Source organism: Pseudomonas frederiksbergensis, from assembly GCF_003732665.1.
In the GTDB taxonomy this organism is placed as follows: domain Bacteria; phylum Pseudomonadota; class Gammaproteobacteria; order Pseudomonadales; family Pseudomonadaceae; genus Aquipseudomonas; species Aquipseudomonas frederiksbergensis_G.
The window spans coordinates 203748-230292 of record NZ_MOBP01000003.1 but is presented as its reverse complement, the minus strand read 5'-3'; the positions used below and the strand labels follow the sequence as shown (position 1 = coordinate 230292).

The window sequence follows — 26545 nt, the reverse complement described above, 5'->3', positions numbered from 1 at the left end:
CGGAGAAATTCTGATGTTGCGCGTGTTGTTGCTCAGTTTCCTGATGGGAACCTTGGCCTTGCTGCAAGGCTGTTCAAGTGGGCCTTCGCTGGAAAACCAGCCCTATTACAAGGGGCCCATGGAAGCCAGATCCGATAGCGCTACGGTCTATGTATTCCGCCCAACGGACAACGGCAACCGTTTTATAAACCTGTCGATAAAGCTCGATGAGCAACCGGTAGCAGAGCTGCCTTCTGGCGGTTATATCAAACTCCAAATGCCCGAAGGCACTCATCTTTTTGAAGCGGTCACACCACCGCTGGGCGGAGACTTTCTAGGCGATCGCTTCAACATCAGTGTCAAAAAAGGCAACGTCTACTTCATCGCGGCAGAAGTCGGAAACACCGCCCCTACTGACAACCGTACCCTTGGCGTGGTCAAGGATGGACGCTTTAGCGGGGAGCATTTGTTCTTTCGCTGGGCACTAGTGCCCCAACTGGATGCCGAGCTTAGAATGCGGTTTTGCCAACTTGTACCCGCGACACAGTCCTAAGAGTTGTAGAAAGCGCTGAAGAACCAGGACATATTTATCTACGCCCACGCATGGAGGCATTTATGAAATATATAACGATCCTTTTGACCACCGCGTTGCTCGGTGGCTGCTCCTCATACAGTGAACGCGGCACCGGCGAAGGCGGAAGGGAAATCAACAACAAGGGCTACACCGTCCGTTGCGATGCCACACCGGCCAACCAGCCAGGCTGCTACACCCCGCCGCCGTCGTGGTCTTGGTGGCCGTCCGACAACATCAAGTTTAAATTGGGCGCGAACTAAAACCGCACGTGACGGACATAACGTGTTCGATGGGCTTGTGATCACCGGCAAGCGCTCTATTTCAATTAGCCGGGCCCGGTAATCTAAATTGTGCTCGACACGATATGGCGGTGATCGCTTTCAGAATATCCAGTGACTCTCGATGAAGTTGTAGGCAAAATCCGAGAGTTGCGTAAGAGGGTACGTTTACCGTGCTTTCGGGCTAGCAAGCTTCTTGTTGGCCATATCTTCGACGGATACTCTCCCGACGTCGCTGCACATCAGCGACCGGGCTTGGAAACCCGTCGAGTCACGCAACAGCGCTCTCTTCACAATTCATGGCGGCTTTACGCCTACGAGTTTGTGTTATGGCAGCTGTGCGCGGGACGCCTTCGGGCGTGCCGGTCTCCTTGACTCCCGGTTTTCCAACCTGCGCATAGCTGCCACCCATTCGCTTGGAAACGAAAGTGGCAGCTCCTTATGTCAAGGAGTTCGACAATGCACAGCGCAAATCCGTATCAACTCAGCCTTACCCTTCAACGTAATTCCGTGTCGCGTGATGCCCCTTCGCTAGACCTCTCCTGCTGCCTCGCCCGCACCGGAGGAGACATATGACCGATCCCACAGAAATTAAAACCCTCGGCTTTACCCCCTGCATTTACTGCCCAGATTCAGAACGGGCAATGTTCCACGTCAGTGCGGATGTACCGGTCAGCGAAGCATTGTTAAAAGCGTCAGACTTGCTGTCCTTGGCCAAGGCGCTTGCGCAGGACGCCGCGTTCGAGAGAGACACCGACCGTCACGCGTGGGCCGCGCACTATCTGACGGCGATGGGTAAGGCAATCATTGATGATGTGATGAAAGCCGTTTCACCGCGACCTAATCTTTCGATAAAGAAAACAGCTAAATAGCGAAGAACCATTCTTATATTCGCCCCGAGTAATCGGGGCGTTCGATGCTATTCGTGCAATGCAAACTGCTTATGCCAGAAGCTACGATCCACCGGACTCTTGAAAACAACGTGAAAAAAGATACTCCTCCTTTTCCTGTTCTCGTTTCTAAAATTTTCTTCCGATTCATGTGGAGCAGATAGAATAGATTCCACGGTGAACTGCTATCCTCTTAACATACGAAAGCGTGAGTTTAAGGAAAGGTATCAATGGAGTATTTGAAGAAATCATTTGATGTTTTTTTTAAGGCCGATCCAGGTGTAGTCGTCATTAGAGGTGACTGGGGTGTCGGAAAAACATTTTTTTGGGATCAATATATTAACGAGCGTATTTCTCAAAAAAATCTAGAGCAAATAGCTTATAGCTACGTTTCTTTATTCGGGAAAAATTCGCTATTAGAGATCAAGTCAAGTGTTTTTCAGAACGCGAAGGCCATCGCAACCGATGATACAATAGTAAGTTCTTTCGAGGAGGAATTAAGGAAGGCAGGAACCTTGTATTCTAAGTTCCCTCGCGTAAAAGGCATTTGGAGTTTTGCTCGAACAAAATCTACTTGGCTGGGAAAACTAACCGATACTGCTAAGCGGATGCCCGTACTCGACAAGTTCTCAAGCCTTCTTTCTAGCATTGAATACAGCCTAGTAAATAATTATATTATCTGTTTTGATGATATAGAAAGAAAAGGTAGCAGCTTAAGCATTAAAGAGCTAATGGGGTTAGCAGATGAGCTGGCACAGAGAAAATATTGCAAAGTAGTATTGATTTTTAATGACAAATCTTTTGACAAGGATGGCAAGGATCTTGAACACTTTAACTCTTACAGGGAGAAGGTTGTAGATGTTGAGTTACTCTATAATCCATCATGTGAAACAAATTTCTCACATGTCTTCGCTTCAAACATGGACGGGTATGATTTTCTAAAGTCGGTAATATTGAAGATTAATGTAAAGAACGTCAGAGTCTTGAGAAAATTAAAAAACCTCTTAAATGTGCACTCTGTGTTTTTTAAAGGAAAGAACAAAGCATTGTCAGAAGAGTTTTTATTGCACTCCGCAGTATTATGCGCATCTTATTACACAGGCGATAGCTTTATAAAATATGATGCTCTGAGAACCAGTTTGGCGGGAGGGACCTGGGCAAAATATTTGTCAACAAGTGCAGAAGACCTGACACCAGATGAGAAGAGCTTCAAAAATATCAATGCCACTTTACAAATGTCAGAATCAAAATTTGATGTTCATATTGGCGACTATCTAGAATGTGGATATGTGGATGAAAACCCTTTAAAACTTACTATTGGTACGCTCGAGGAACGTTATCGTGTTAGCTCGGTAGATGCTAAACTTAAGAAGGCTTGGAAGATTTATCACGACTCTTTCGAGGACGATAGCGAAGAGTTCAAATCAAGTCTAAAGCATATTCTTGACAACGAACTTGACGCCTTGGCATTATCCGACTTTTCTTCTGCAATTGAAATACTCAAGCAACTGGGCGAACCGGTTGACCTATATACTGATGCATATATAACAGCAAACTATCAAAATCTTAAAGATGAAGCCATCTCATCGTCTTTAAGCCTTGATCGCGTAACAGACAAACACCTTCGAGAAAAAGTAATTGAAGCAAGCAAGGACGGAAGAAGCTTCACAATAGATGGGATAGCCTCGAAAATTGGGAAAAGTCGCACATGGAATCAGGAGGATATTATATATCTTTCAAATTTAACAGTGAGCGACTTTGTCGAGTGGATTCATTCCAAGCCAGACGAATTGACAGTGAAGCTTAGATCAGGCCTGCTCACCTTCAAAAATATTGCCACCTCAAATCCTGAGGACTCAAGAAATTATTCTGCGATCAGCAATACTGTTGAGGAAGCGCTAAAGATAATTGCCGCTGAGAATGAGTTAAATTCTATTCGAGTTAAAAACATGTATGGCATTAGTTTGTAATAGCCACTTCGACTGAGGGCCTCCAAGGCCTTCAGTCATTATCACCCCAGTTCGAACGCACCGATAATTTTTTGTGCATTTATACTTCCGATGCTATTAGACAATTAAAAATCGGGACAGCAGTTGCTGTCGCAAAAATAAATGAGCATACGCGCCAAAAATTGGTGCCTAACATACGCAGGCGCTGAAGCATTTTCGGTGCTAACTCAGAGCCCTCCCGCCTTCTAACTTCGAATACTTGCCACGAATAATCGTCAACCGTAATGGAACAGCTAATTTTCGAAAAAAAAGAAACCAGGGCTCTTCTTTTTGGCGACCTAAATCACATTCATCGCAAACCAATTAGAAAAAGTAAAACTATTTCAACATGCTGGTGGATGACTTTATTCATGACATTACACATGTCGCGCAATGTTGCCCGACATATAACCCACAAAAAATCTGAGAGCAAACTAGATTATTAGAATCACTCCAAAAAATTTGCCCTCAACCTACTCCTAGGATTTAACCCTCAATAAGAAGTTTGCTAAATTCTGGTAACCCTCATCAAGCATACCAGCGTCTTCATACTCCTCAGAAACTCTAGAAATAACCTGCTTTGCTTCAGCAAGTGGAAGCTTCGCGAGCAAACCGATCAAACGAGGTATGGCGTCCTTTCTCGACTTACCCGTTTGAAAAGTTTTATCTATAGAAACCCCCACCCTCCTTATACTATCCAACTTCGACAGTAACTTTCCGCTCCTGAGAAAAACCTCAAACTGAGAAAGCGCCTCAAACTTATCATGATCTACAGTCTCCAGATCAGCCAAAATTCTTGCAGACCCATTTTTTATATTCGATGGTGCATTGCCAACTGGTTTCGAAGCTAAACTTTCACCATTCTTCTTTTTCTCTAGTGCAGACGTATTAAACATAGTGTCAAGACCAAATGCCTTGATAAAATTTAAAGCCTCAGCAAGCTCTGCTGCGGTAAATTCAGTCTGGAGAGAGAGGATTCTCGTTACGGCCAGCTTGACTTTTGGCTTCACTTTAAACCTACCTTTGTTAAAAATTCAGTAGCGACACGATCAAATTCATTTACCACGTAATCTCGCGCATATGAAGTATGAAATATAGGAGTACCATCTCTCGACCCCGCAGGATATGAATCGGAATGATGAGCTGGATTTTCCAGGACCGGCCAGCCTTGCGTAGCCGCAACCTTTTTTACATCTGCCATTGAGCGTACTTGTTCAGGGGGAGTATTACTCCTGCGCAGCCCATTAAACACAATACCACCCATTTCGATTTCCTGGTTTTGATGCTGCAGCTTAAACTCCTGCAGAGAGCGGGCAAGCAACGGGAGCCCGATGGTAGCCAAAAACTCGGGTCTTACTGGGACAAAAACATACCTACTAGATCGATAGGCAGCCACTGTAAGGATAGACTCGGTAGGGGCACAGTCAATTAAAATCAAATCATACTTATCTTGAACCTTCGAAAGAAACTGAGGCAACAGTTGAGCTTTCTCTGTGGGGTTTTTCAAAGTCCACGAAAGTTCCAGTCGAGACGGCACCAAATGCAATACACTTCCATCATCCCATTGGTGCAGATCATGAATAACCTCATGGGGCTCTACCAATGTCGGAGCTCCTCTAATTGCACTTGGCGCTGAAAACTGTTCAAAAACATCAACAATGGTTTTCGAACCATTATTCAGCAGCTCCAAGTATTTTTGTGCACCGAGAAAATACTGACTTAAGTTTGCCTGAGGATCCAAGTCAACAGCCAAGACACGCAACTTCTCCCTCCAAGCAGATCGCCAAGCTAGGTTAAACGTCAGCGTAGATTTGCCGACCCCACCTTTCATGTTAATCATCGATACGACTATAGCCATAACCACTTCCTTATTTTGCGCCCATCATTAAGAAAAACTCTTTACTTCAAAATTCTCTAGATGCCATCAATTCCATCTAAACGCGCGACAGTCTAAACCGTGAAAGCTGTATTTTTATTAGGTAGCGCACATAGAGTAGCAACGTTACCCATTCCTACAATCAGTGTCCACCGCGCTCACGCACCGCAAATACGCTTTCAGTGCTGTTGAGACTTTTACCTACCGCCTTTTGTGTCCATCAATCCTAGCCCATCCCTGATAAACTCTCGCTTTTCCGAACTACTCTGAACTACAAATGCCCCCAATCACCGCCACACCCGCCCCGCTCTCCCGCCGCTTCTCCGTCGCCCCGATGATGGATTGGACTGACCGTCACTGCCGTTTTTTCCTACGCCTACTCTCCAAACACGCCCTCCTCTACACCGAGATGGTCACTACCGGCGCGCTGCTCAACGGCGACCACGACCGTTTCCTGCGCCACAACGAAGCCGAACACCCCCTCGCCCTGCAACTCGGCGGCAGTGTCCCGCTAGATTTGGCAGCCTGCGCCCGCATGGCTCAGGACCACGGTTACGACGAGGTGAATTTGAACGTCGGCTGCCCAAGCGACCGTGTTCAGAACAATATGATCGGCGCAGTGTTGATGGGGCATCCGCAGTTGGTGGCGGATTGTGTGAAGGCGATGCGCGATGCGGTGTCGATTCCGGTGACGGTGAAGCATCGGATCGGGATTAATGGGCGGGACAGTTACGCGCAGTTGTGTGATTTCGTCGGGACGGTGCGGGATGCGGGGTGTACGAGTTTTACGGTGCATGCGCGGATTGCGATTCTGGAGGGGTTGTCGCCGAAGGAGAATCGGGACATTCCGCCGTTGCGCTATGACGTGGCGGCGCAGTTGAAGCAGGATTTTCCGGAGTTGGAGATTGTTCTCAACGGCGGGATCAAGACGCTTGAGGCGTGTCACGAGCATTTGCAGACGTTTGACGGCGTGATGCTGGGTCGCGAGGCGTATCACAATCCTTATGTGATGGCTGAGGTGGATCAGCAACTGTTCGGCAGCACGGCGCCGGTGATTACTCGCGCTGAGGCGTTGGCGCAGTTGCGGCCTTATATAGCGGCGCACATTGATGCCGGCGGTTCGATGCACCATATCACCCGGCATGTGCTGGGGCTGGGCACCGGGTTTCCGGGGGCGCGCAAGTTTCGGCAGTTGTTGTCGGTGGATATTCACAAGGCGAAAGAGCCTTTGGTGTTGCTGGATCAGGCGGCGCAGTTGTTGGAGGGGCGCTAGTCCCCTCCTTTCACTTGTGGACGGTCAGGCCGCCGCGGCCGCCGTCCAGTTCACCCAACCGAATAGCCAAGTCGCCAAGATCAATAAGCCGAAGACGATTCGATACCAGGCGAAGGCCGCGTAGCTGTGGCTGGCGATGAACTTTAGCAAGCCGCGCACAGCGATCATCGCAAAGATGAACGCGGTGACGAAACCCAGGGCAAATACCGGCAAGTCGTTGGCCTGGAACAGGTCGCGGTATTTGTAGCCGGAATACACGGCAGCGCCGACCATTGTTGGCATCGCCAGGAAAAACGAGTATTCGGTCGCCGCCTTGCGCGACAGGCCAAACAGCAAGCCGCCGATGATGGTCGATCCGGAGCGGGATGTGCCCGGGATCATCGCCAGGCACTGTGCAAAACCTACCTTCAACGCATCGGGCCAGCGCATGTCATCAACGTGCTCGACATGCACCACATGCTGCCGCTGCTCGGCCCACAACATGATGATCCCGCCGACCACCAGCGCGACCGCTACGGTAATCGGATTAAACAGATACTCATGAATCTTATCGGCGAATAACACACCCAGGACAACGGCCGGAAGAAAACCGATCAGCAAGTTCAATGTAAAACGCTGTGCGTTACGTTGAGTTGGCAGGCCTTTGACGATTTCGACTATTTTAGGACGAAACTCCCAGACCACAGCCAATATGGCGCCCAGTTGAATAATGATATTAAACGCCATGGCGCGTTCACCACCGAAGCCCAACAAGTCCGCAACAATAATCTGGTGACCGGTACTGGAGATTGGCAAAAACTCTGTCAACCCTTCTACTGCGCCTAACACCAATACTTGTACAAGGGTCCAAAACTCCATCAATCCTCCGTCGAGCCGTTCTTATTGAACGCCCAATTATCTTGTTAAACAATTAAACAACAAACAGACACTCAACGCTTTCTTAAACACTTGCTCGTTCATGATCATTTAGCGGAGGGCACAGGCGGATAATAGGACTGATCAAACCACACACTCAATACTTGTTATTAATCGTCCGGCTAACCAATGACAGAAAACACCGGTGCAGCCAGTACAGATGGCGCTACGGCAAAATGTGACGCGGCGCACATACTAAGGAACAATACCCCGGAATCGCCGCTCATGAACGTGATGGCGTTTTGAGTGCAAAAACGAATCGCCACCGACTAAAAATAGTGGCACCATTGCACATGGCCATCATCTAAGAGGGCCATTTCATTAGTTCAGATGGCCGCGAGAAGCAACTAAAGGGTCGAAAACCTTTGTTTATGTTAGAAAACTCCGGTTGTCGGGCCTGAAATGCGTTTTGAATGTTACCAATTGTCAGTCACAGATGAGAACCGGTGCTTTAACATCCTGATGTCAGCACCCATTCGAGTCAAAAAGCATGATGCTTACAGGGACATTAGCGACTAGAAGCCAGCGCCCGACAAATGAGGAACCCGGTGTTCTCACCCTGGGCCGAACCCGCAGCGTGGCCGAAAATTTTAGAGCATTAGTCGCAAGGCATGTGCACTCTGATATAGCGCTCGATGCTAGCGCTTACACTAATTTACATAAGAAGAATGAACACGCGGATTTGTACCGTGCCATCTTCATCATTATCGACAGCCCTCACGCATTTGATGAGAGCCTGGCGCTGGTGGAAAAACTTCGCTCCACCAACTTGAACCCCATCATATGTGCGGTTATCACGGGCCGCGGCGCGTACAACAAGATGAAATATTATCTTGCCGGCGCCGACTGCTGCATCAAGATCAATACATTGTCCGACGATAGCACTGAGTTCCTGTCCGAGTTTTTCAACAGCGAAGAGTGGCAACGGGAAGTCAACCTGGTGTTGGACCCCACGCGTATTTGCCTGATGGGCACTCGCAAGAAGCTGGAGATCTCGTTTGCAGAAATGAAAATCCTCGAGGCATTTGCGCAAACCAGTAACCATATCCTGAGTCACGATGAAATCGCCAGAATCATGGGGCTGAACACCAACTTCTATGACCCCAGGGCGTTGGAGAAATCGATCAGTCGACTTCGCGGAAAGATCAAAGGCATGTATGGCACTAATGCCATTCAAAGTATTCGTGGGTATGGATACCGTCTGATGAGGGGTCTGATCTCGACCGCCTGATTCACCTATGGAAAGGAGTTGTTGCATGAATGCGATTGGAGGCACCTCACCCGCACAGGCCCCGCATCGCTATCTCACCCGGCAACTGATCCTGTCACGTGATGACCGTCCGTTTGCCAGCGAGATAAGCACTACCACCGAAGCAGATCGCCCTCTTCCCGCGCTGTCGTCCTGGACGACCCAAGCGGGTCAATCCCGTGAGCGCGGCAGCGACACATTGACGCACATGCATCGGGGCCGCTCGCCCACCCCCAAAAAATACCTGAACCGAACCGTCGTCCGCCTGTCTGAACTGAGCCTTGCCAGTTTTGCACTGGCCGAAGAGCTGATCCAGTCTGGCAACAACTTGCGCGATCTTGGCCACACACTGGTCGTGTCACTCAAGGAACGACCATTCTGGGAAGTAGATTCCAAATATAAAAAAAACATTATTTATCATATGTATCGCTTGAAAGATCATGGTATAGAAATCGCACTGGATGACTACAACCTCCAGCGGGAAGCACTAACATGCTTCACTACTCTGAATCTGTTTAACTACATCAAGGTATCCATTGCATCCCTGGACCAGTGTTTTAAACTCAATAGTAACCCTGAGTTTTTCAATCGACTCCATGACCGTATGGTGGCACTGATCCACAACAACAAGATTTCTTTTATTGCCGATCGAGTAGAGCATATCGAAGGCCATTCATTGGCCCGGGCGCTGCCCTTTGATTACTTTCAAGGGAGTTATTACTCCCCTGCCGATCATCTTTAACCGACTTTGGTGACTACTTTAGGAGAGCGACGTGGAAATCAGTACAACCCTCCCCAGAAAATATTTTGTTGTCGTGACTCACAGCACAACTTGCCAGCGTGAGCTCGAGACCATACTGTCCAGCGAGCGTTTCAACTCGTTTGGTACTTCCCAGGCACAAATGTTTATCGAAGGTGTTGCCCCCCCCTCTTGCGCGCCCGTGCTGATGGAATTCACCTACCCCAGTGGGACAAGGAAAAATGTCGCCCACACAATCGAACATGAAACACAAAACATACTGGCCACCCTGGAAGCGGAATGGTTGGCGGCGCAATCCGGGACTCGCCCCGTCGCCTTGCCCAATCAAACTGAACTCAGTGAAATACCTCATGAAAACGGGGACAACGAGCCTTACAGCGAAGCGTGGCAACTCGATAATAATCAAAGTGTACTGATCAAAGAGAATGTCGAGATCAACCTCACCGGACTGGAAGCCGCCCTCGTCAAAAAGATGCTCCACCATGAAGATCGAGTCGTCAGCCGCGATGATCTGATTCTAAGCATCGGCCGCGAACCGGAGCAGTATCGCGGCCTGGAAATGTGCCTGAGTCGATTGCAAGACAAGTTCAAAAGTGCCAGCAAAGGCGAGCGACTGTTTCGTGCGGTGAGAAATCGCGGCTATTGCCTTATCCAGGAAGTTGTATCAGAGCCCCATCACGCCTGACCTCCTCAGAACAAACATATGACAGTGCTATTACAATAATAAAAAGTGCACTTTGTTTGTTATTCCCGCCCCGCCTCCCGCTATAACCAAGACATCGACCTTTTCTAACATCCCACACTTCCCCACACGCAAGTTGGCACTTTGCCATCTTGTTAGAACTCGTCAGACAGCCCTCCCCGACAATAACTTAATCTATTGACTGACGACAGTTCGACCCTCTCGACGTTGTTAGTCCCAGGGCATTAGTTAAAACAATAACAATCCTGCTTAAACAACTCGCGGTTCGACTGTCGATACCTGAATGGACGTCTTTTGGGGATATCGCATGGATCTTACTCTTCGTATCAATCGAAATACCGGCCTCAAGGGACTTACCTTTTGGGGCCAATGGGCGCTGGCGCAGGGCTTTGTCGTTGCGCTGTTGTTTATTCTCGCCGAGCAGCACACCGGAGCGGTCGAGTTCTATTACCGAGTCTGCGCGGCATTGACCGTACTGGCCTCAGTGCCGGCCTACACGTTCAGCGGTGTCTACCGAAAGAGAGACAGCTATCTGACGGGGTTGGGACGCTTGTTCATGGGTTGGTCCATGACCATGGCGGCGCTGGCTTGCGTGGCATTTATCTGCAAGGCCGACGAGCTGTTTTCCCGGCAGGTGATTCTCAGTTGGGCGGTGTACGGCTTCCTCGGCCAGGCGTTGCTGTACGCGCCGTTGCACGGGTTCTCCAAGTACTATCAGCGGTCACGAAAGAGCGAGCATCGAACCCTGATCGTCGGCACGGGTGAACTGGCGCTTGGCCTGGCCAAGAAGCTGAGCAGCGTCGAAAACCTGCCGCTGGTTGGCCTGGTCAGCACTGGCGCCGTCACTGCGCTGGAGTCGGATGCGCCCCGTATCGTCGGAGTCCAGGAAGATCTGTTGGAGCTGATCAGCCTCCACGACATTCGTCGTTTGTACATCACCCTGCCGCTGAGCGAAGCGGCGAAAATCGAAGCCATGTACGTCGATTTGCTGGGTGCCAACGTCGATGTGGTGTGGGTGCCGGATTTGAACTGCCTGACGCTGCTCAATCACTCGGTGCGGGTCGTGGACGGTCTGCCGGCGATCTATCTGAATGAAAGCCCGTTGACCAGCCAACCCACCGCCGCCCTGAGCAAAAGCCTGGTGGAAAAAAGCGTGGCGCTGCTGGCCATCGTCCTGTTGAGCCCGGTGCTGGCGGTGATTGCGCTGGCGGTGAAGCTCAGTTCACCCGGCCCGGTTTTCTTCAAACAGGATCGCCATGGGTGGAATGGCAAGGTGATCCAGGTCTGGAAGTTTCGCTCGATGCGTGTCCATGACGACCACGAAGTTAAACAGGCCAGCCGCAACGACTCGCGCATCACCGCCGTCGGCCGCTTTATCCGCCGCACGTCGCTGGATGAACTGCCGCAATTGTTCAACGTGCTGCAAGGGCACATGGCGCTGGTCGGCCCACGGCCGCACGCGGTTGCCCACAACCACTACTATTCGGGGAAGATTCTGGCCTACATGGCGCGCCACCGAATCAAGCCGGGGATCACCGGGCTCGCACAAATCAATGGCTGCCGGGGCGAGACGGACACCATCGACAAGATGCAGAAGCGTGTGGAGATCGATCTCAAATACATCAACAACTGGTCGTTGTGGCTGGACCTGAAGATCCTGGTGAAGACGCCCTTTACCTTGCTCTCGAAGGACATCTATTGATGGTGTGACGGCTGAAACAGCATCACCACAAGGGGACGAAAGTCCCCTTTTTCGTGGCTGTGATTAATCGGTGAAAGTTATTCATCATCCATGTCCATCCACAAATCCCTTGTGGGGTGGACATAAGCTGATGAGCAACTCCGAACTCTTGTGGGAGCGAGCCTGCTCGCGAAGGCGGTGCGTCAGTCGCTTATATGTCGACTGACACGGCCTCTTCGCGAGCAAGCCCGCTCCCACAGGGATTCGCGGGGTGGGCATAAGTTGATGAACAACGCCGAACTCTTGTGGGAGCGGGCTTGCTCGCGAAAGCGGTGCGTCAGTCACTTATATGTCGACTGACACGGCCTCTTCGCGAGCAAGCCCGCTTCCACAGGGATTCGTGGGGTGGGCATAAGTTGATGAACAACGCCGAACTCTTGTGGGAGCGGGCTTGCTCGCGAAGGCGGTGTGTCAGTCACTTATATGTCGACTGACACGGCCTCTTCGCGAGCAAGCCCGCTCCCACAGGGATTCGTGGGGTGGACACAAGTTGATGAACAACGCCGAACTCTTGTGGGAGCGGGCTTGCTCGCGAAGGCGGTGTGTCAGTCACCTATATGTCGACTGACACGGCCTCTTCGCGAGCAAGCCCGCTCCCACAGGGATTCGTGGGGTGGGCATAAGTTGATGAACAACGCCGAACTCTTGTGGGAGCGGGCTTGCTCGCGAAGGCGGTGTGTCAGTCACTTATATGTCGACTGACACGGCCTCTTCGCGAGCAAGCTCGCTCCCACAGGGTCCCGGTCGTTACTCGGTGATCTTCTCGAAGTTGCGGTAGAACATGTCGTTGTCGCGGCTGTCGGTCATTGAGTGCAATTGGAAGCTGCGGTTGAGCCGTGCGCCGCCGTCCCGGGTCAGTGGTGACCAGACGAGGTTGGCGCGGCGCATGGTCGACATGCTCATCAGTTCATCGAACGGAATGGACAGGTACAGGCCTTTGTCGAAGCTACCTTCGCCATATTGCGCGCCGGTGGCGGTGGTGATGGTGGCCCAGGCACCGAAGCGCACGCCGTTGGAGAACTCCCGGGACAGATCGACCGTGGTGCCCCAATCCCCGGCCAGGTAACGTCCGACGCTGACCGCCGCCAGGGTGTCGTAGGGCAAATCGGTATAACCGGTGATATGCCCGGTGACGACCGAGTAGTCCCGCAGGCCGAAGCCCTGGTCGAATTCGCGCTGACGCACGTAGTTCAAATCCGCGCCGACCGACCAGCGCTGGCCCGTCGGGCGAAACAGCACCTCGCCACCCACACCGGCAAACATCGATTCCAGATAACCGCCGTAGACCATGCCATACAGGTCCTTGTCCAACTGTTCGGCGTGGCTGACCTGGAACAGCGGCATGGTGACTTCGGAGGTGGTCAGGTACTGACGCAAATCCGTACGAACCCGGGGCAAGCCGCTGGGCGCGTCGTATTTGAAGCCGTCGAAGTTGTTCAGCAGATTAGCGCTGAGCAGGCCGCTCCACCAGGTGTTGCGGTTGAAACGATACTCGGCGTCGGCATCGGCGCTGAACTGATAGAAAAAGCCGTCAGGGCCGCCAACGTTCTGTTTGAAGCCGAGCCCGGCGCCGTAGCTGAACGGGTCGCGGGCTTCGGTGTAGAGAGTCTTTTCGTTGTGCGGCATCGCCGGGTTGATCTCGGTGGTGCGGTGCAGCGCTTGCAGCGGTTCCTCATTGTTCAGCACTTCACGAAAGGTCTTGCGCGGCACGCTGGTTTCTTCCAGCGGCAGGTCGTAACGCTTGTTCACCAGGGTGAACCAGTCGATATCGGCGTTGACGCTGTTGTCCAGAATCCGGCTGGCCCGACCGACCGCTTTGGCCGAATGAAAATAGCGGCCCTGCTCGCCGTAGACGATCAGCTCGGACCCGCGCTGGCTGATGCGCTCGACCTTGTAGCCGGCATTTTGCTGCAGGCGCCGGGACACGTCCGGCCAGTTGACCTGATCCATCGCGACCGCCGGCGCCTTGGCCGGCAACGGTTCCGCCGGCGGATCGAAGGTCTTGGCCGGCGCCTTGCGGCTGACGAAGTTGGTGTGGAAAGTCAGGCCAAACATCGCCGTATTGCCGCGCTCCCAGCCTGCGCTGAGGTCCAGGGAATCGGTGACTTTGAACACCGCGCCAAGGTTGATCGGTGAGTCCTGCTGGATCACGTTGTCCTTGGGCTCATGTTTGTAGTCGTTGCCTTCGTACTCGAGTTTCAGGCTGAGCCTGTCCCACGGTGTCTGATAGGTCACGCCGCCGAACAGCGAAGGCTTGCCGCGAAAGTAGGCGCCGGCGTTGACGTCGCCGGTGCCTTCCATGTTCGGCCGGGTCTTGAAGCGATCATCGAGCCAGCCCGCCGGGTTATCGAAATCGCCGCGATTGCCCAGGTAACCCCAGGCAATCCCGGCACTGAAATCAAAATCGTCATAGCGCTTGCTGGCCACCAGGAACTCACTGGAGAACAGACCCGTACCGCCAATGTCTCGGAAGCCCAGCGCCACGTCGGGCGCCCAATGGGTTTCCTGCCACAGCCGGACTTTGAGATCGACCGCCTTATCCTTATAGCTCTGGTTGCCGCTCAGCGACTCCGGGCCATAAGGACGGTTGGTGATGGCGGTGTAGCGGAACGCGCCTTCCAGCCAGTCGAACGGCTGCAGTGCCACGCTATAGCGACTGTAGGGCTCGGTGCGGTTGGCGCTTACGCTCAACTCGCCGGCCGGGGACATGCGCGCAGTCGGCGTCTGCAACAAGCCGACACCGCCGAAATCATTCTGGGTCAGACGCGGCTCGGCATGCGCCAGTCCACAGGGCAATAACAACACGGCTGCAAAACGTAAATTCAATGAACCACCTCAGCCAATTGCGTGGCAAGAAATTCGGCCAACTGCTGATTCAGTTCAGGGATAGGCGGATCGAGATCATCATTTTTCACCGGGACCAGGAGCTTGCTGCCAGCGGCAGGGACCTGCCCGTGTTCGCGATTCCACGGCGCGATGCCGACCCGGCGAGTGGCGCCGTTGGGTTGGATCAGCCACAGGTAATCGGCCTCCGCATCGCTCAGGCTCGGGCAGTCGTTCAAGTAATCCCGGGCTTCTTGCTGGACGACATAAGGCAACCGACACGGCTGCGCGACGGCGCCCAGCACTTCCACTTCATCGACGCGCAACGGATAGATCAGGCGATCGCCGTCGCCCAGCAGGACGTTTGGGGCGAACCCGACTTCGATGGCCACCGGGTCCAGCACCGTGACCTGACGCCCGGTGACCGGCATGCGGCTGACTTGTTCGTGCAGACGCAGCGCCAGGTCGGCGCGCTCGGGTCGGTCGAACAGCAACGCCGTGCGGCGCAACACTTCGAGGTCAAACAGCACCCCGGTCTTGAGCCGGCCCTGCTCCTCCAGCAACGACTGGCGCAGCAACCCGGCGGCCAGCCAGTAACTTTCTGCATTGGGCACCGCGACGCTGATCACATCCGTCAACCGCCCACCTGGCGGCAACTCCACTGGCCCCGGGACTTGCACATCGCCAGTCACGGTGACCGCTGCTTGGCTGACGCTGGTGATCAACAGCAGGCACGCCGACAGAAACGGCAGCCGCTTCAACGGGCAAACCTGCGTTCAGGGGTCAGTTGCACGATCTTGACCCGCAGGCGTGTGGTCAGTTGCTGCTCGCTCTGCACAATGAAACCGTCAACGGGATCGACCCAATAACGATTGGTCGCCCGCAGGCCAATGGCCGGGGCGTCAATCTGCTCATCGACACGTAGCACGGCGTATTCCTTGTTGAGGATCTGGAGGGTTTCCATGGATTTGCGCGAGAAGCGGCTGTTCAGGGTCACGCCGGTTTCGCTGCCTTGATAAAGATCGATCCAGCGCTGGCTGGTGTAACCATCCGGCAGGGTTTGCAGGCCTTGCTTGAAGGGCGAAGACGCCGCCAGTCGCGTGCCGTCCAGATCGCCCTCGAGGCCCAGGCCGATGCTGCGCACCGCGAGTCCATCGCGCAGCAGCAACACCTGTTTGCCCGACGCGACCCAGAATTGCAGGTCACCGCGCTCACGCACCATCGCCAACACCCCGGAGCCGGACGGCGTGGTCAAGGTGAGCTGGGGAAACTCGACCCGGGCCACTTGCTCAGGCGTGACGTGCACCTCATCGGGGCCGATCACCGCGGCCTTGAAGTTGCCCAGGGACGCGGTCATCAGCGGGTTACAGCCACACAACAACACGGCCGCTATCACGCAGACGCCAACATTCAACGTTTTCACAGACCTGACCTTATTTGCCGTTGTCCCGGACTTCACTCAGGTTCTTCGCCGAGGAAGCCCCCACACCGAGAATGGCGGCCGAAGGCACCAATTGACTGATGAAGCGGTTCCAGCGCGTCACGTTGGCGGGGCCGACGTAGACGATGTCCTGGGGGCGTACGCTGAAGTGCGTGGCCAAGGCCATGGCGGTCGGCGACTCGGCTTGCAACTGGTAGATTTTCGCCGGTTCCACATCGAGGTTTTCCACACCGCGAATCACGTACACCGCGTTGCCGTTGGAGGTGGTCTGGCTCAAGCCGCCGACCGAGCCGAGCACATCAGACAGGTTCATGGTGCCGGTCTTGAACGTCAGGGCCCGGGGCTGATTGACTTCGCCCATGACGTAAATGCGCTTGTTGTCGTTGTACGGCAGGTACAACTGATCGCCGCCCTTGAGGTAGACGTTCTGCAACTCGGAATCCTGTTGATTGAGCGCATCGAGGTTCAGCGGATAGACCCGCCCGTTGCGCGTCAGCAGCAGGCCGGACAAGTCCGCGTTCTGCGGATCGATACCGGCCGTACCGAGGGCTTCGACCACGTTCAACGGGTTGGTGGAAATCGGCTGCGGACCGGCCTTCACCACGGCCCCCGACACCACGACTTTCTGACTGGCGAAGCGCAATACCGCGACGTCCACTTGCGGGTCGGCAATGAAGGCCGACAGGCGTTCGGAGATGTCCTCGCGCAGTTGCTGGATGGTCCGGCCAGCAGCCTGGACTTCCTTGATATAGGGGTAATACAACGTGCCATCGGAGCGCACCAGGCGACCGTTGGCATCGATCTGCTGTTGCGCGCCGGAGGGGGCGGTCAGCTCCGGATGATCCCAGACCGTGATGTACAACACATCGTTGTTGCCGATGCGGTATTCGGCCGGGGTCGTCAACAATTCCGCCGGCAACGACAGGTGTTTCTGCGTGGCCCGGTCCATGGCAATCAGCTTGGGCGTGATCGGGATCAGCTCCACGCGACTGCTTTCACTGGCGCCCTGGCGCGTGATATCGCTGGTGCTCAGGTATTGCCCCGGAGAAAACATACAACCTTGCAAAGCGATACCGGCCAACATCAACAAAGGAAAACTACGATTCATAATGGCACTACGCTATTCAAGGGCAAATCCAGACAAGGTCACCCGACTTTCATCGGGCGACCTTGTGTTACACCTACAGGGTTTTTCAGTTACTGGTGCCGGTAGTACCGGTTGTACCTGTAGTCCCGGTAGTTCCGCCGTTGGCGTTGCCGCCACTGTTGGAAGCGGCCACTGCACCTGCAACCATTGCCGTACTGGCCGCAGGCGCTTGGGAAGCGGCTACGTTACCGGCGACATTAGTTGCCTGTGTCAGCGGTGCTTCCGCTGCGGATGCCCAGTTGCCAAACATCGACAACAGGGCAATTGCCATCACTTTTTTCATATCAACTCCTTTCTAACGTCTACCCTGTCAGAAACACGGTGGGCAGTTAGAGGTGGAAAGATCAAGCCGCAAAAAGTGCGAACAAGATCCGTTGTTCATTCACAGTCAAACGCAACTGATAAATGTCGAACGGCAGGGCTTATATCTACGGATTTGCCGGATCTAACTCCAGCCTAATTTCCCGACGTTACTTAACATGGCTGTCGTTTTATAACATTCGACACAATCGATACTTAGCCGAGATAACCCTTCGGATGATTGGATTGCCAGCGCCAGGTGTCGGTCATCATTTGTTGCAAACCGCGGGTGGCCTTCCAACCCAGTTCACGGGCGGCCTTGGACGGGTCGGCCAGGCTCTCGGCAACATCCCCGGCGCGGCGCGGCAAGATCCGATAAGGCACGGGCCGCCCCGATGCCTGTTCAAACGCGTGCAACACCTGCATCACGCTGTAGCCATCGCCCGTGCCAAGGTTCCAGATGTTGATGCCGGTGGTTTGGGAAATCGTCTGCAACGCCTTCAGGTGCCCCTCCGCCAGGTCCACGACATGGATGTAGTCACGCACCCCGGTGCCATCCGCCGTGGGGTAATCGTCGCCGAAGATCGACAACTCTTTCAGGCTGCCCACCGCGACCTGGCTGATGTAGGGCACCAGGTTATTCGGGATGCCATTAGGGTCTTCGCCCAAGTGGCCGCTGTGATGGGCGCCGATCGGATTGAAGTAACGCAACAGCGCGATGCTCCAGCGCGGCTCGGCGGCACACAGGTCGCGCAGCAGGTTCTCGACGATCAACTTGGACTGGCCGTAGGGATTGGTCGGGCTGCCCGTGGGCACATCCTCGCTGATCGGCATCTGCTCCGGCGCGCCGTAGACCGTGGCCGATGAACTGAACACCAGGCGAAACACCCCGGCGGCAGCCATCGCCCGACACAGGGTGATGCTGCCACCGACATTGGCTTCATAGTATTCAAGCGGCTTGCGCACGCTTTCGCCGACAGCCTTGAGCCCGGCGAAGTGCAGCACCGCATCAATCGCGTGTTGCTGGAAAATCCGGTCCAGCAACGCCCTGTCGCAGACGTCGCCATGAATCATCAGCGCGCGCTTGCCGCAAATGGCTTCAACGGCGTGCAGCGCAGCGTCGGAGCTGTTGCAAAGATTGTCCAGCACCACCACTTCAAAGCCCGCTTCAAGCAGCGCAAGTGTGGTGTGCGAACCGATATACCCGGTGCCACCCGTTACCAGAATCTTCATAGAGCGGTCCCTAGTGGGTCGTAAAGTGCGCAATAACCAGTACTGATCAAAACAGTGACTTGGACCAGACCGTCATACCGGGTACTTATTTAGCACTCTGAACCGCTCACCACTATCAACAGATACCGACGAAAACTAACTAACAGACCACCGACCGACAACTCCTAACATTGCGTTGTTATGCACCTGACAATAATTGCCATCTCAGGTATTAAAGTAGTCGCTTATTTAAAAATTTACAGCCACTCGCTATATCCGTAGTTGGTTGCGATCAATGACTTCCAGGATACTTTTATGATTCGTAAATGTTTGTTCCCTGCCGCGGGTTATGGCACGCGTTTCCTGCCGGCCACCAAAGCCATGCCCAAGGAGATGCTGCCGATCGTCAACAAGCCACTGATCCAGTACGCGGTGGAGGAAGCACGAGACGCCGGCCTGCAACACATGGCGCTTGTCACCGGCCGGGGCAAGCGAGCCCTGGAAGATCACTTCGACATCAGCTATGAACTGGAACATCAGATTCGCGGCACCGAGAAAGAGAAATTCCTGGCCGGCACCCGCGAGCTGATCGAAACCTGCACCTTCTCCTACACCCGCCAGGTGGAAATGAAAGGCCTGGGCCACGCGATTCTCAGCGGCCGTCCATTGATCGGTGATGAACCTTTCGCCGTGTCGCTGGCGGACGACCTGTGCCTGAACCTGCAAGGCGACGGCGTTCTGGCGCAGATGATCCAGCTCTACAAGAAATACCGCTGCTCGATCGTCGCCATTCAGGAAGTGCCCCATGACCAGACCCACAAGTACGGCGTGATTGCCGGCGAGCTGATCGCTGATAACGTCTATCGGGTCAGCAGCATGGTGGAAAAACCGGCTCCGGCCGACGCACCGTCGAACCTGGCGATCATCGGCCGCTACATCCTGACCCCGGATATCTTCGACCTGATCGCCGACACCCAACCCGGCAAAGGTGGGGAGATCCAGATCACCGATGCCCTGATGAAGCAGGCGCAAAACGGTTGCGTGCTGGCTTACAAATTCAAGGGCCTGCGCTTCGATTGCGGCGGTGCCGAGGGTTATCTCGACGCGACCAATTTCTGCTACGAGCACCTGTACCTCAAGGGCCTCTGACCCGGCATTCAACCGTCATCCACTCTTCATCCAGGCAGGCAACCATGAACATTGCAAAACACTCGGCAGACATTGAACAGGGCAACGTCGGGGTAATGGCCTGGTTGTCATTGAACCCGTCGCTGCCCTCCCCGGCCGATTCCTGGCTGGGCGCCACACTGTTGGTGGAGCGCATCGGCGTGTTTCCTTCGTCCGGGGAAATCCGTCGACCGATTCCCGATCCCGACGCCCTCCTCGCCCACCTCAAAGCGCTGTATGCGCAACAGGCGCTCGATGTTGATGAGCGTAATGGGCTGAAGGTGATTTTCAGCGACTGGCGCTTTCGGGCGCGGGTTGTCGGCAGCGAACCGGCTATCGTGATTACCGTGGAAACACGGTGTGATGCGCAGTTGATGCCGCTCAAGACGGCGGAGTTGTTGAGTCAGTTGGAGCACTTCGAGAAAGGCATGCGCTGAGGTCGAACCTGTGGGAGCGGGCTTGCTCGCGAAAGCGGTGTGTCAGGCGACTTGATGTTGACTGACATGACGCTTTCGCGGGCAAGCCTCGCTCCTACAGGTTTTGTGTTTCAGCTCACTGGCAGGTGTTCTGCGGCGCGACGATCAGGCTATAGAGGTAATCCGCAATCACCCGCCCGCCCGACCCGGGAATGGGGTGAATCTTGTCCGGCCCGATCATCGGGGCCGCCCCGCCCAGCGCATACCGTTTGACGTCGGCACCAAACGCGCACTGCATATTCGCGTAGCCCAAATGTTCACTGCGCGCCCAGGGCGCCAGCACTTGGGCATAAGCCGACATCGGATAAGCACTCGACCGCGTGGTGTCCTGACGCAGGATCAGGTTGATGCTCGCCTTGGGGTGAACCTCGCGCACCATCCGCACCAGGCCTTGAATGTTCTGCAGATAGGCTTGCGGTTTCACCCCAAAACCCTGGTCGTTGCCGCCCAGCATGATCAGGTAAATATCCGCTGGAATCTTCGCCACCACCGCTTTCCACTGCGCCTGCCACTGAGCATCGCTGTGATAGAAATCCGCGGATGACGCCCCGGAAGCCGCGAGCTTGGACACCCTGACGCCGCCCTGCTGATTGCTCATCCACAAGCCAAACAGGGTTGGCGCGCCTTTGACCACTTCCAGGCGAAACGCCCACTCAGGCTGCCGAGAAAACCCGGGCAACTGGACTTCCTGAGCACCTGAGCCGTCGAGTTTCAATGAATGCCAAGTGTCTGATGCCGTCCAGCGATAGCGCACCTCGCTGGATTTGCCGTCCCCCAGGTAGAGCAATTTCGCCTGAGCAATGGACGTGTCCACGGCTGGCGTCGGGTGGGCATCGATTTCCAGATAAGCGCCGGGCCGGCCCGTGATAGTGCGACTGTCCGGGCTGGCCTGGCCAAGCCCGGACACGGCCCAATCACCGCCAAAATACTTTTCACTGCTGCGGGTGTATTTGTAGTGGGTGCCACCAAGCGCCGCGCCGTGGTTGAAGCCGACGTAGCCCGGCCCGGCAAAACCCGCTTTGTGGGTGAGCCGCTGAACAAGCTTGTTCAAGTAAAAATCCTGCCCGGCGCTATAGCTGTCGCCGATCACCGAGATGGCCAACACCTTCCCCGCCTTGCCTTCGCGCCATTGCGCAAAGCGCTCGCGAGCGTCACCGACTTCGATCACCGACGCCGCTACGGGACGCACATCATCAACTGCAACCACGCGATATGTCCTTTATCAAATCAATCATCAGGATTGCGCCCCTACAGATCGCATTCGGCTTAGCTGACTGGAATGGCGGAAACCGGCGGCTTTTTACGCGTGGCCCGCTCGCCCAGAAACAGCACGGAGGTGATGCTGAAGCGGCTGAAAATACTCGACAACAGTACCGGCCCCAACAAACCACAGGTCACGCCGCTGAGCACCAGAACGCTCTCATCGTTGATCCCTAAACGCCCCAGCACGGCTCGAGAAGTGGCGGCAAACAGCACATGAAACAGGAAGATTGCGTAGGAATAACCGCCGAGCCAAATCAGCCAACGCGCCTGCAGGTTACTCGACAGCAGCGCCAGGCAAGACACACACCCTACCAGCAACCCGACCAGGCTGCGGCGATCGACGATCAATCCACGATCCACCGTCGCCACATACAACAGCACTGCCGATATCAACACGAACACCAACGGCCCGATCACCCTGAATGTTTGCCGGATCTCGCTGACCTTTTCGTGGCCAATCATCCCCAGCACAAAAAACGGCAACAGATACACCGCGCCGTTGATACCGAACGCATCCACCGCAAACGGCGGCAACAAAAACACCGCCGCCGCAAACGCCAGCAACAGGTACTGGCGCGTCATGGTCTGCAACAGGCCGCGCCATTCCAGCAGCCCGACAAACATGAAAATGATGAACACCGCCTGCAAAAACCAGAAGTGGTTGACCGGGATATAGAACGACAACAGCGCATCGATCACACCAACGTCCTTGTTCACCCCGGGCCCGACCGCTTGCAGCACCGAGAACGGCACCCCCACGCAAAACAACGGCACGATCAGCCGCCGGACCTTGCCGCTCACGTAGGCCTGGAAGTCATTGCCGCGAATTTTGTACAGGGAATAGATATAGCCCGAGATAAAGGTGAACAGCGGCATGCGCACGTACACCATCGAGTCGGCGATCACCCGGAACGGCGAACCCACGTCTATTTTCAAGCCGCCACCCAGCGGCCCGATCACGTGATAAAGCACCAGCAACAGGCAGGCCAGGCCGCGCAGGGTTTCGATCTCCAGCGACTTCTTCTTGCTCGACATAAAGCACAAACCTCAGCTCAGGATTCTTGATTCAACCAGCACAGGTTTCTTTGCGCGCAACTGCAAACCCAGGCCCATGAACAGCACCGGCACCACCATGGAAAAATGCCGGGCGAAGGACCCGAAGTCCGGTTCGAACAAGCCCTGCACCAGCAGAAAGGACAGGGGAATGGCGATCAGTTCCTTGACCTTGGTGTCGATGCGCACGCCCTTGTAATCACTTGAGGTGATCATTCGAAACATCAGCAAAGACGTCATCATCATCAACACCACGAAGATGATCTGGCCCAGGCCCGAGAGCAGGATCAGCTCCACCGGAAACGACAGCCGGAAGAAGATGCTCATCGAGTCCAGCGCTTGGGACACGAAGTCACCGCCACTGATCCAGGACACGATCAGCGACTTCGAGCCCTCCTCGCCCGCCGTGCGCAGCTCGTTGTTGCTGGCGCGAATCGACGACACCGAATAACCGACCACCAATTGAATGGCGGTGGCGATGGCCAGGTAGAACAGGAACAGCATCAGGAAGAAGGTCATCCGCGACACGTACTTCTTCATCACGCACACGCCGAACCAGGCCAGGGAAAACAGGATCCAGTAGGGCCGGATCAACACGCCGTAAATCACCGCCGAACAGAAAAATCCGCCGCGATAACGCCGGGAAAACGAGAACAGCAAAATCGAAATCATCGCCACCGAAACGATGATTTCCTTGGTCAGGTTTTCCAGGAAAAACGAGCGCACCACGCCCCACAAACACAGGGTAAAAAAGATCGTCAACGGCATGCGCCGAAACATCAACACCGGCACGGCGGTGAGGAACAGGTTGCACGCCATGCCGTAGGCCCAGGCATTGGTCAGGTTGATGCCGGTGGGTCGCAGCAGGTACGCCGAGCACTCGTAGGACGAGCGGTCCGGCGAGAACGGGTTCCAGAAATTGCAGTTGTCGGCGCGGGCGTAGGACGACCACAACGTCATGGCATCGGGGCCGGGATCGCGGTGCATCAGCAACGGCATGGCCACCGACAGGAACAGGCCGGTGAACAGAATCAGGAACGAGATATACGAGTCGAGTTTTCTGCCGCGAAACTCGATGGAGGGCAGTTTCAGCGCCATTACGCGGTCACCTTCACCCGGGCGAACCGAGTCAGCAAGGCAATGACGCCCAGTTGCACAGTGATCGAAAAGACGTTGCCCCAGGCCGCGCCATAAATCGAGTACTGCTTGATCAGCAGGTAGCTGACCGGCAGGGAAACCATCAGGCAAACCGCTGCGCTAGCCAATGACACCCGGCTGTTTTTCGAGGCGATCAACCCGCCCCAAACGATGTCGCCAACAGCGCGCAAGGCGAAGGAAAAAATCAGCACGGCGAGGAGGTCGTTATCCGGACGCGGCACCGAAGTCGCGACGTAATCGAGCACAACATTGAAGAACAGAAAAATCATCAGCGCCACGCCGGCGGACACCACGAGTGCGCGCATCACCCACTTATTCACGAACAACTGCCGCCACGTCAGCGGCTGCTGATCACTCTGATAACGCTTGGCGAGCACCGGAATGCCCACCACCGCCACCACCGCGTAGGACAACGCTTGCAAGGTGTTGGCCGCCGACCAGGCGTAAACGTATTTACCCAGGCTGGCGTAGGGCTCGAGGTCGATAATCAGGAAGCGCTCGGCGTACTGACTCAACGCGATCAGGCCCGTGCCCAAATAAAACGGCAACCCGGCCTTCCACACCGAAGCCGTGGTCAGCGCACCGGTCACCCGCCCGTGATGCACATTCACCACAATCAGGTAACCGGCCACCATCACCAACACGTTCGCCGCCACCCACAACCACAGCACACTGGCGATGTCGGACACCCAGCCGAGCATCATCCCGCCCAGCGCCAGCAGCGCCCAGAGCCCGGTCTTGATAAAGAACAGCAACGCGCCCCAGGTGGCTTTCTGCGAGGAGAACACGAAGGAATTGATTTCGAACGATAGGTGCTCGGTGAGCAGCAACAACGCCACACACAGGATCAGCGTGGCACTCGCTTCGATGCCCTGGAACAGCGAATACACCGTGACGGTCGCCACCGACAACACCACGCCCACGGCCAGGTACAACAGCAAAACCCTGTCGATCACCAACCGTGAGCTGCGGCCCACGCTGATTAGCCGATTGATCTCGGAACTGAACCCGACGCTGTAGAACTTCGACGCAATCAACGAGGCCGCCACCACCACGCCGTAGAACCCCAAGGCGTCATAGCCCAGGTAATGGGTGATGGCCAACACCAGCAGGAACTTCGCGCCTAACGCCCCGCCCCGCAGCAGTAGCCGGAATATCATCGAACAATGCCCTTGATGATCCCGTCCATGACCAGGGTCTTGGCTTCGATTTCCCGGCAGGTGTCTGTCAATCGCTGGCCAAATCGGGACAAGGCATTCGGTGCGTAAACGGTATCGATGATGGTGTCGACATTGATGTCGCCGCCGTTGATCACCCAGTCTTCCACGCCCATGTCCTGATAGGCGCCGAAGCCCTTGCGCTCGTAGCTGATATGGAACGCCGGAACGCCTGCCAGCAGCGATTCGATGGCGCCGTGCAGGCGCACGGAAATCACCAGGTCCGGTTGATATTTGGCCAGGGTCGCCTTCAACGGCAGCAAATCCTCGGTGATGCCCAGCTCGCGATAGAACGCGCCGTCATCGTTGCCGCGCACCGCGCTCTGCACCGCGCACACCACTTTGCTTTTGTTCTTCAAGCGCTGCAGCAGCCGTTTCAGGTTGGCCACGTAGGCGACTTTCTTTTCCTTGCTCCACGCCGGCGGTTTGCGCAGCACCACGCAGACCGTCGCCGGCGTCGACGCGCAACGGGTGAACTTGGGTTGCTGGAGAATCTTGCTGGCCAGGGCCTGCACCGCCAGATCCGGGGCGCGGTAGACATTTTCGTGGGTGCCGAAAATCTCCGAGGAGCGGTTGTCCCGCACAAACACCGCATCGGCCTGGGCGTAATGCTCGACGATCCTGCTGCCCTCACCGTGGAACGGACCGATGCTCTGCGGCAGGTACACCGACGGCACTTTGCTCTGGATCGCCGTTTCCAGTTGCTTGGCGTGCCCCAGCTTCAACTTGATGTGTTCGAAGGCACTTTTGGAGCGCATGTAACCGCCGCCGACCCCGACGATCAAGTCACTCGAACTCAACAGGTCCGCAAGCCCGGCGTAGGACTGATTGAGGAACAGCGCTTGCCTGACCCGGCCCAGGCCCTTGGCCGCCATCACCGGCGCGTCATAGCGCTTGTACGGCAAGTAACTGAAGGATTTGGGGTCCGAGGCCACGACGTTGATCGAGGTGTCGGCGCCAAAGTTGCGCAGCACCAGGGCGATGGCCAGGTCCACGAGCAGGCCATCACCGGAGTTGGAGGCGCTGTAGCCATGCAAAATAGTTACGTTCATAAGCGGATAT

At 55.0% G+C, this 26545-nt stretch carries 25 protein-coding genes; 11 read left to right on the top strand and 14 right to left on the bottom strand.

What is annotated here, in order from left to right; translation table 11 throughout:
* Positions 1-13: 13 nt before the first annotated feature.
* The 4 genes from BK665_RS05160 (at position 14) to BK665_RS05145 (ending at position 3691) form a co-directional block, all read left to right on the top strand.
* Positions 14-532, top strand: a complete 519-nt coding sequence (locus BK665_RS05160; RefSeq protein WP_185076432.1) for a DUF2846 domain-containing protein — start codon at positions 14-16, stop codon at positions 530-532.
* 62 nt (positions 533-594) lie between these two features.
* Positions 595-813 (top strand): hypothetical protein, encoded by a 219-nt coding sequence (locus BK665_RS05155; protein WP_123403495.1) that lies wholly within the window; start codon positions 595-597, stop codon positions 811-813.
* A gap of 590 nt (positions 814-1403) precedes the next feature.
* Positions 1404-1703: a DUF3077 domain-containing protein gene (locus BK665_RS05150; RefSeq protein WP_123403493.1), complete on the top strand. Its 300-nt coding sequence runs from the start codon at positions 1404-1406 to the stop codon at positions 1701-1703.
* Positions 1704-1951: 248 nt separating this feature from the next.
* On the top strand, positions 1952-3691 hold the full coding sequence (locus BK665_RS05145; protein WP_123403491.1) for a P-loop NTPase fold protein: 1740 nt from the start codon (positions 1952-1954) through the stop codon (positions 3689-3691).
* A 497-nt stretch (positions 3692-4188) separates the two neighbouring features.
* Here BK665_RS05145 and BK665_RS05140 read toward each other — a convergent pair whose 3' ends face one another.
* Positions 4189-4719 (bottom strand): hypothetical protein, encoded by a 531-nt coding sequence (locus tag BK665_RS05140; RefSeq protein WP_123403489.1) that lies wholly within the window; start codon positions 4717-4719, stop codon positions 4189-4191.
* The gene (locus tag BK665_RS05135; protein WP_123403487.1) at positions 4716-5567 is read right to left on the bottom strand and encodes a ParA family protein; all 852 of its coding nucleotides are present in this window, start codon (positions 5565-5567) and stop codon (positions 4716-4718) included. Before BK665_RS05135 ends, BK665_RS05140 begins: the two co-directional genes overlap by 4 nt.
* A 295-nt stretch (positions 5568-5862) precedes the next feature.
* Here BK665_RS05135 and dusA point away from each other — a divergent pair, with 295 nt between their 5' ends.
* Positions 5863-6858 carry a tRNA dihydrouridine(20/20a) synthase DusA gene (gene dusA / locus BK665_RS05130; protein WP_123403485.1) on the top strand — a complete coding sequence of 332 codons (996 nt, stop codon included), beginning with the start codon at positions 5863-5865 and terminating at the stop codon, positions 6856-6858.
* A 24-nt stretch (positions 6859-6882) separates the two neighbouring features.
* Here dusA and BK665_RS05125 read toward each other — a convergent pair whose 3' ends face one another.
* Positions 6883-7716 (bottom strand): undecaprenyl-diphosphate phosphatase, encoded by an 834-nt coding sequence (locus tag BK665_RS05125; protein ID WP_123403483.1) that lies wholly within the window; start codon positions 7714-7716, stop codon positions 6883-6885.
* 547 nt (positions 7717-8263) lie between these two features.
* Here BK665_RS05125 and BK665_RS05120 point away from each other — a divergent pair.
* The 4 genes from BK665_RS05120 (at position 8264) to BK665_RS05105 (ending at position 12187) form a co-directional block, all read left to right on the top strand.
* Entirely contained in the window at positions 8264-9004 is a 741-nt protein-coding gene (locus tag BK665_RS05120) for a winged helix-turn-helix domain-containing protein (RefSeq protein ID WP_123403481.1), read from the top strand.
* Between the two features lie 25 nt (positions 9005-9029).
* Positions 9030-9764 (top strand): EAL domain-containing protein, encoded by a 735-nt coding sequence (locus BK665_RS05115; protein WP_123403479.1) that lies wholly within the window; start codon positions 9030-9032, stop codon positions 9762-9764.
* Positions 9765-9795: 31 nt separating this feature from the next.
* Positions 9796-10467: a winged helix-turn-helix domain-containing protein gene (locus tag BK665_RS05110; RefSeq protein WP_123403477.1), complete on the top strand. Its 672-nt coding sequence runs from the start codon at positions 9796-9798 to the stop codon at positions 10465-10467.
* Positions 10468-10792: 325 nt separating this feature from the next.
* On the top strand, positions 10793-12187 hold the full coding sequence (locus BK665_RS05105) for an undecaprenyl-phosphate glucose phosphotransferase (protein ID WP_123403475.1): 1395 nt from the start codon (positions 10793-10795) through the stop codon (positions 12185-12187).
* 786 nt (positions 12188-12973) lie between these two features.
* Here BK665_RS05105 and BK665_RS05100 read toward each other — a convergent pair.
* From BK665_RS05100 to galE, 6 genes are all read right to left on the bottom strand, one after another.
* Positions 12974-15052 carry a YjbH domain-containing protein gene (locus BK665_RS05100; RefSeq protein ID WP_123403473.1) on the bottom strand — a complete coding sequence of 693 codons (2079 nt, stop codon included), beginning with the start codon at positions 15050-15052 and terminating at the stop codon, positions 12974-12976.
* On the bottom strand, positions 15049-15810 hold the full coding sequence (locus tag BK665_RS05095) for a capsule biosynthesis GfcC family protein (protein WP_123403471.1): 762 nt from the start codon (positions 15808-15810) through the stop codon (positions 15049-15051). Before BK665_RS05095 ends, BK665_RS05100 begins: the two co-directional genes overlap by 4 nt.
* Entirely contained in the window at positions 15807-16472 is a 666-nt protein-coding gene (locus tag BK665_RS05090) for a YjbF family lipoprotein (protein ID WP_123403469.1), read from the bottom strand. The genes BK665_RS05095 and BK665_RS05090 overlap by 4 nt, the downstream gene beginning before the upstream one ends.
* A 10-nt stretch (positions 16473-16482) precedes the next feature.
* Positions 16483-17598: a polysaccharide biosynthesis/export family protein gene (locus BK665_RS05085; protein ID WP_259699573.1), complete on the bottom strand. Its 1116-nt coding sequence runs from the start codon at positions 17596-17598 to the stop codon at positions 16483-16485.
* Positions 17599-17683: 85 nt separating this feature from the next.
* The gene (locus tag BK665_RS05080; protein ID WP_123403467.1) at positions 17684-17920 is read right to left on the bottom strand and encodes a hypothetical protein; all 237 of its coding nucleotides are present in this window, start codon (positions 17918-17920) and stop codon (positions 17684-17686) included.
* A 233-nt stretch (positions 17921-18153) separates the two neighbouring features.
* On the bottom strand, positions 18154-19170 hold the full coding sequence (gene galE, locus BK665_RS05075; RefSeq protein ID WP_123403465.1) for a UDP-glucose 4-epimerase GalE: 1017 nt from the start codon (positions 19168-19170) through the stop codon (positions 18154-18156).
* A 294-nt stretch (positions 19171-19464) separates the two neighbouring features.
* Between galE and galU the strand changes: the two genes are divergently transcribed.
* A complete protein-coding gene (galU, locus tag BK665_RS05070) occupies positions 19465-20298 on the top strand; it encodes a UTP--glucose-1-phosphate uridylyltransferase GalU (RefSeq protein ID WP_123403464.1) in 834 nt (277 codons plus the stop codon).
* A gap of 44 nt (positions 20299-20342) precedes the next feature.
* Positions 20343-20753, top strand: a complete 411-nt coding sequence (locus BK665_RS05065) for a phosphohexomutase domain-containing protein (protein ID WP_123403462.1) — start codon at positions 20343-20345, stop codon at positions 20751-20753.
* 115 nt (positions 20754-20868) lie between these two features.
* Here the strand turns inward: BK665_RS05065 and BK665_RS05060 are convergent, their stop codons facing one another.
* From BK665_RS05060 to BK665_RS05040, 5 genes are read right to left on the bottom strand one after another with little or no spacing between them, the layout of a single operon-like run.
* On the bottom strand, positions 20869-21999 hold the full coding sequence (locus BK665_RS05060) for an SGNH/GDSL hydrolase family protein (protein WP_123403460.1): 1131 nt from the start codon (positions 21997-21999) through the stop codon (positions 20869-20871).
* Positions 22000-22058: 59 nt separating this feature from the next.
* Positions 22059-23090: an acyltransferase family protein gene (locus tag BK665_RS05055; protein ID WP_123403458.1), complete on the bottom strand. Its 1032-nt coding sequence runs from the start codon at positions 23088-23090 to the stop codon at positions 22059-22061.
* Between the two features lie 12 nt (positions 23091-23102).
* Positions 23103-24206 (bottom strand): hypothetical protein, encoded by a 1104-nt coding sequence (locus BK665_RS05050; RefSeq protein ID WP_123403456.1) that lies wholly within the window; start codon positions 24204-24206, stop codon positions 23103-23105.
* Positions 24206-25426 carry an MATE family efflux transporter gene (locus BK665_RS05045; protein ID WP_123403454.1) on the bottom strand — a complete coding sequence of 407 codons (1221 nt, stop codon included), beginning with the start codon at positions 25424-25426 and terminating at the stop codon, positions 24206-24208. Before BK665_RS05045 ends, BK665_RS05050 begins: the two co-directional genes overlap by 1 nt.
* Entirely contained in the window at positions 25423-26535 is a 1113-nt protein-coding gene (locus tag BK665_RS05040) for a polysaccharide pyruvyl transferase family protein (RefSeq protein WP_123403452.1), read from the bottom strand. The genes BK665_RS05045 and BK665_RS05040 overlap by 4 nt, the downstream gene beginning before the upstream one ends.
* Positions 26536-26545 lie beyond the last annotated feature (10 nt).

Bases quoted from the DNA above. Each gene is read 5' to 3' on its own strand.
- BK665_RS05115 (WP_123403479.1), top strand. From the start codon at position 9,030: ATGAATGCGATTGGAGGCACCTCACCCGCACAGGCCCCGCATCGCTAT.
- BK665_RS05050 (WP_123403456.1), bottom strand. From the start codon at position 24,206: ATGGCGCTGAAACTGCCCTCCATCGAGTTTCGCGGCAGAAAACTCGAC.
- galU (WP_123403464.1), top strand. From the start codon at position 19,465: ATGATTCGTAAATGTTTGTTCCCTGCCGCGGGTTATGGCACGCGTTTC.
- BK665_RS05055 (WP_123403458.1), bottom strand. From the start codon at position 23,090: ATGTCGAGCAAGAAGAAGTCGCTGGAGATCGAAACCCTGCGCGGCCTG.
- BK665_RS05045 (WP_123403454.1), bottom strand. From the start codon at position 25,426: ATGATATTCCGGCTACTGCTGCGGGGCGGGGCGTTAGGCGCGAAGTTC.
- dusA (WP_123403485.1), top strand. From the start codon at position 5,863: ATGCCCCCAATCACCGCCACACCCGCCCCGCTCTCCCGCCGCTTCTCC.
- BK665_RS05105 (WP_123403475.1), top strand. From the start codon at position 10,793: ATGGATCTTACTCTTCGTATCAATCGAAATACCGGCCTCAAGGGACTT.
- BK665_RS05160 (WP_185076432.1), top strand. From the start codon at position 14: ATGTTGCGCGTGTTGTTGCTCAGTTTCCTGATGGGAACCTTGGCCTTG.
- BK665_RS05065 (WP_123403462.1), top strand. From the start codon at position 20,343: ATGAACATTGCAAAACACTCGGCAGACATTGAACAGGGCAACGTCGGG.
- BK665_RS05085 (WP_259699573.1), bottom strand. From the start codon at position 17,598: ATGAATCGTAGTTTTCCTTTGTTGATGTTGGCCGGTATCGCTTTGCAA.
- BK665_RS05155 (WP_123403495.1), top strand. From the start codon at position 595: ATGAAATATATAACGATCCTTTTGACCACCGCGTTGCTCGGTGGCTGC.
- BK665_RS05125 (WP_123403483.1), bottom strand. From the start codon at position 7,716: ATGGAGTTTTGGACCCTTGTACAAGTATTGGTGTTAGGCGCAGTAGAA.
- BK665_RS05080 (WP_123403467.1), bottom strand. From the start codon at position 17,920: ATGAAAAAAGTGATGGCAATTGCCCTGTTGTCGATGTTTGGCAACTGG.
- BK665_RS05150 (WP_123403493.1), top strand. From the start codon at position 1,404: ATGACCGATCCCACAGAAATTAAAACCCTCGGCTTTACCCCCTGCATT.
- BK665_RS05145 (WP_123403491.1), top strand. From the start codon at position 1,952: ATGGAGTATTTGAAGAAATCATTTGATGTTTTTTTTAAGGCCGATCCA.
- BK665_RS05135 (WP_123403487.1), bottom strand. From the start codon at position 5,567: ATGGCTATAGTCGTATCGATGATTAACATGAAAGGTGGGGTCGGCAAA.
- BK665_RS05120 (WP_123403481.1), top strand. From the start codon at position 8,264: ATGATGCTTACAGGGACATTAGCGACTAGAAGCCAGCGCCCGACAAAT.
- BK665_RS05040 (WP_123403452.1), bottom strand. From the start codon at position 26,535: ATGAACGTAACTATTTTGCATGGCTACAGCGCCTCCAACTCCGGTGAT.
- galE (WP_123403465.1), bottom strand. From the start codon at position 19,170: ATGAAGATTCTGGTAACGGGTGGCACCGGGTATATCGGTTCGCACACC.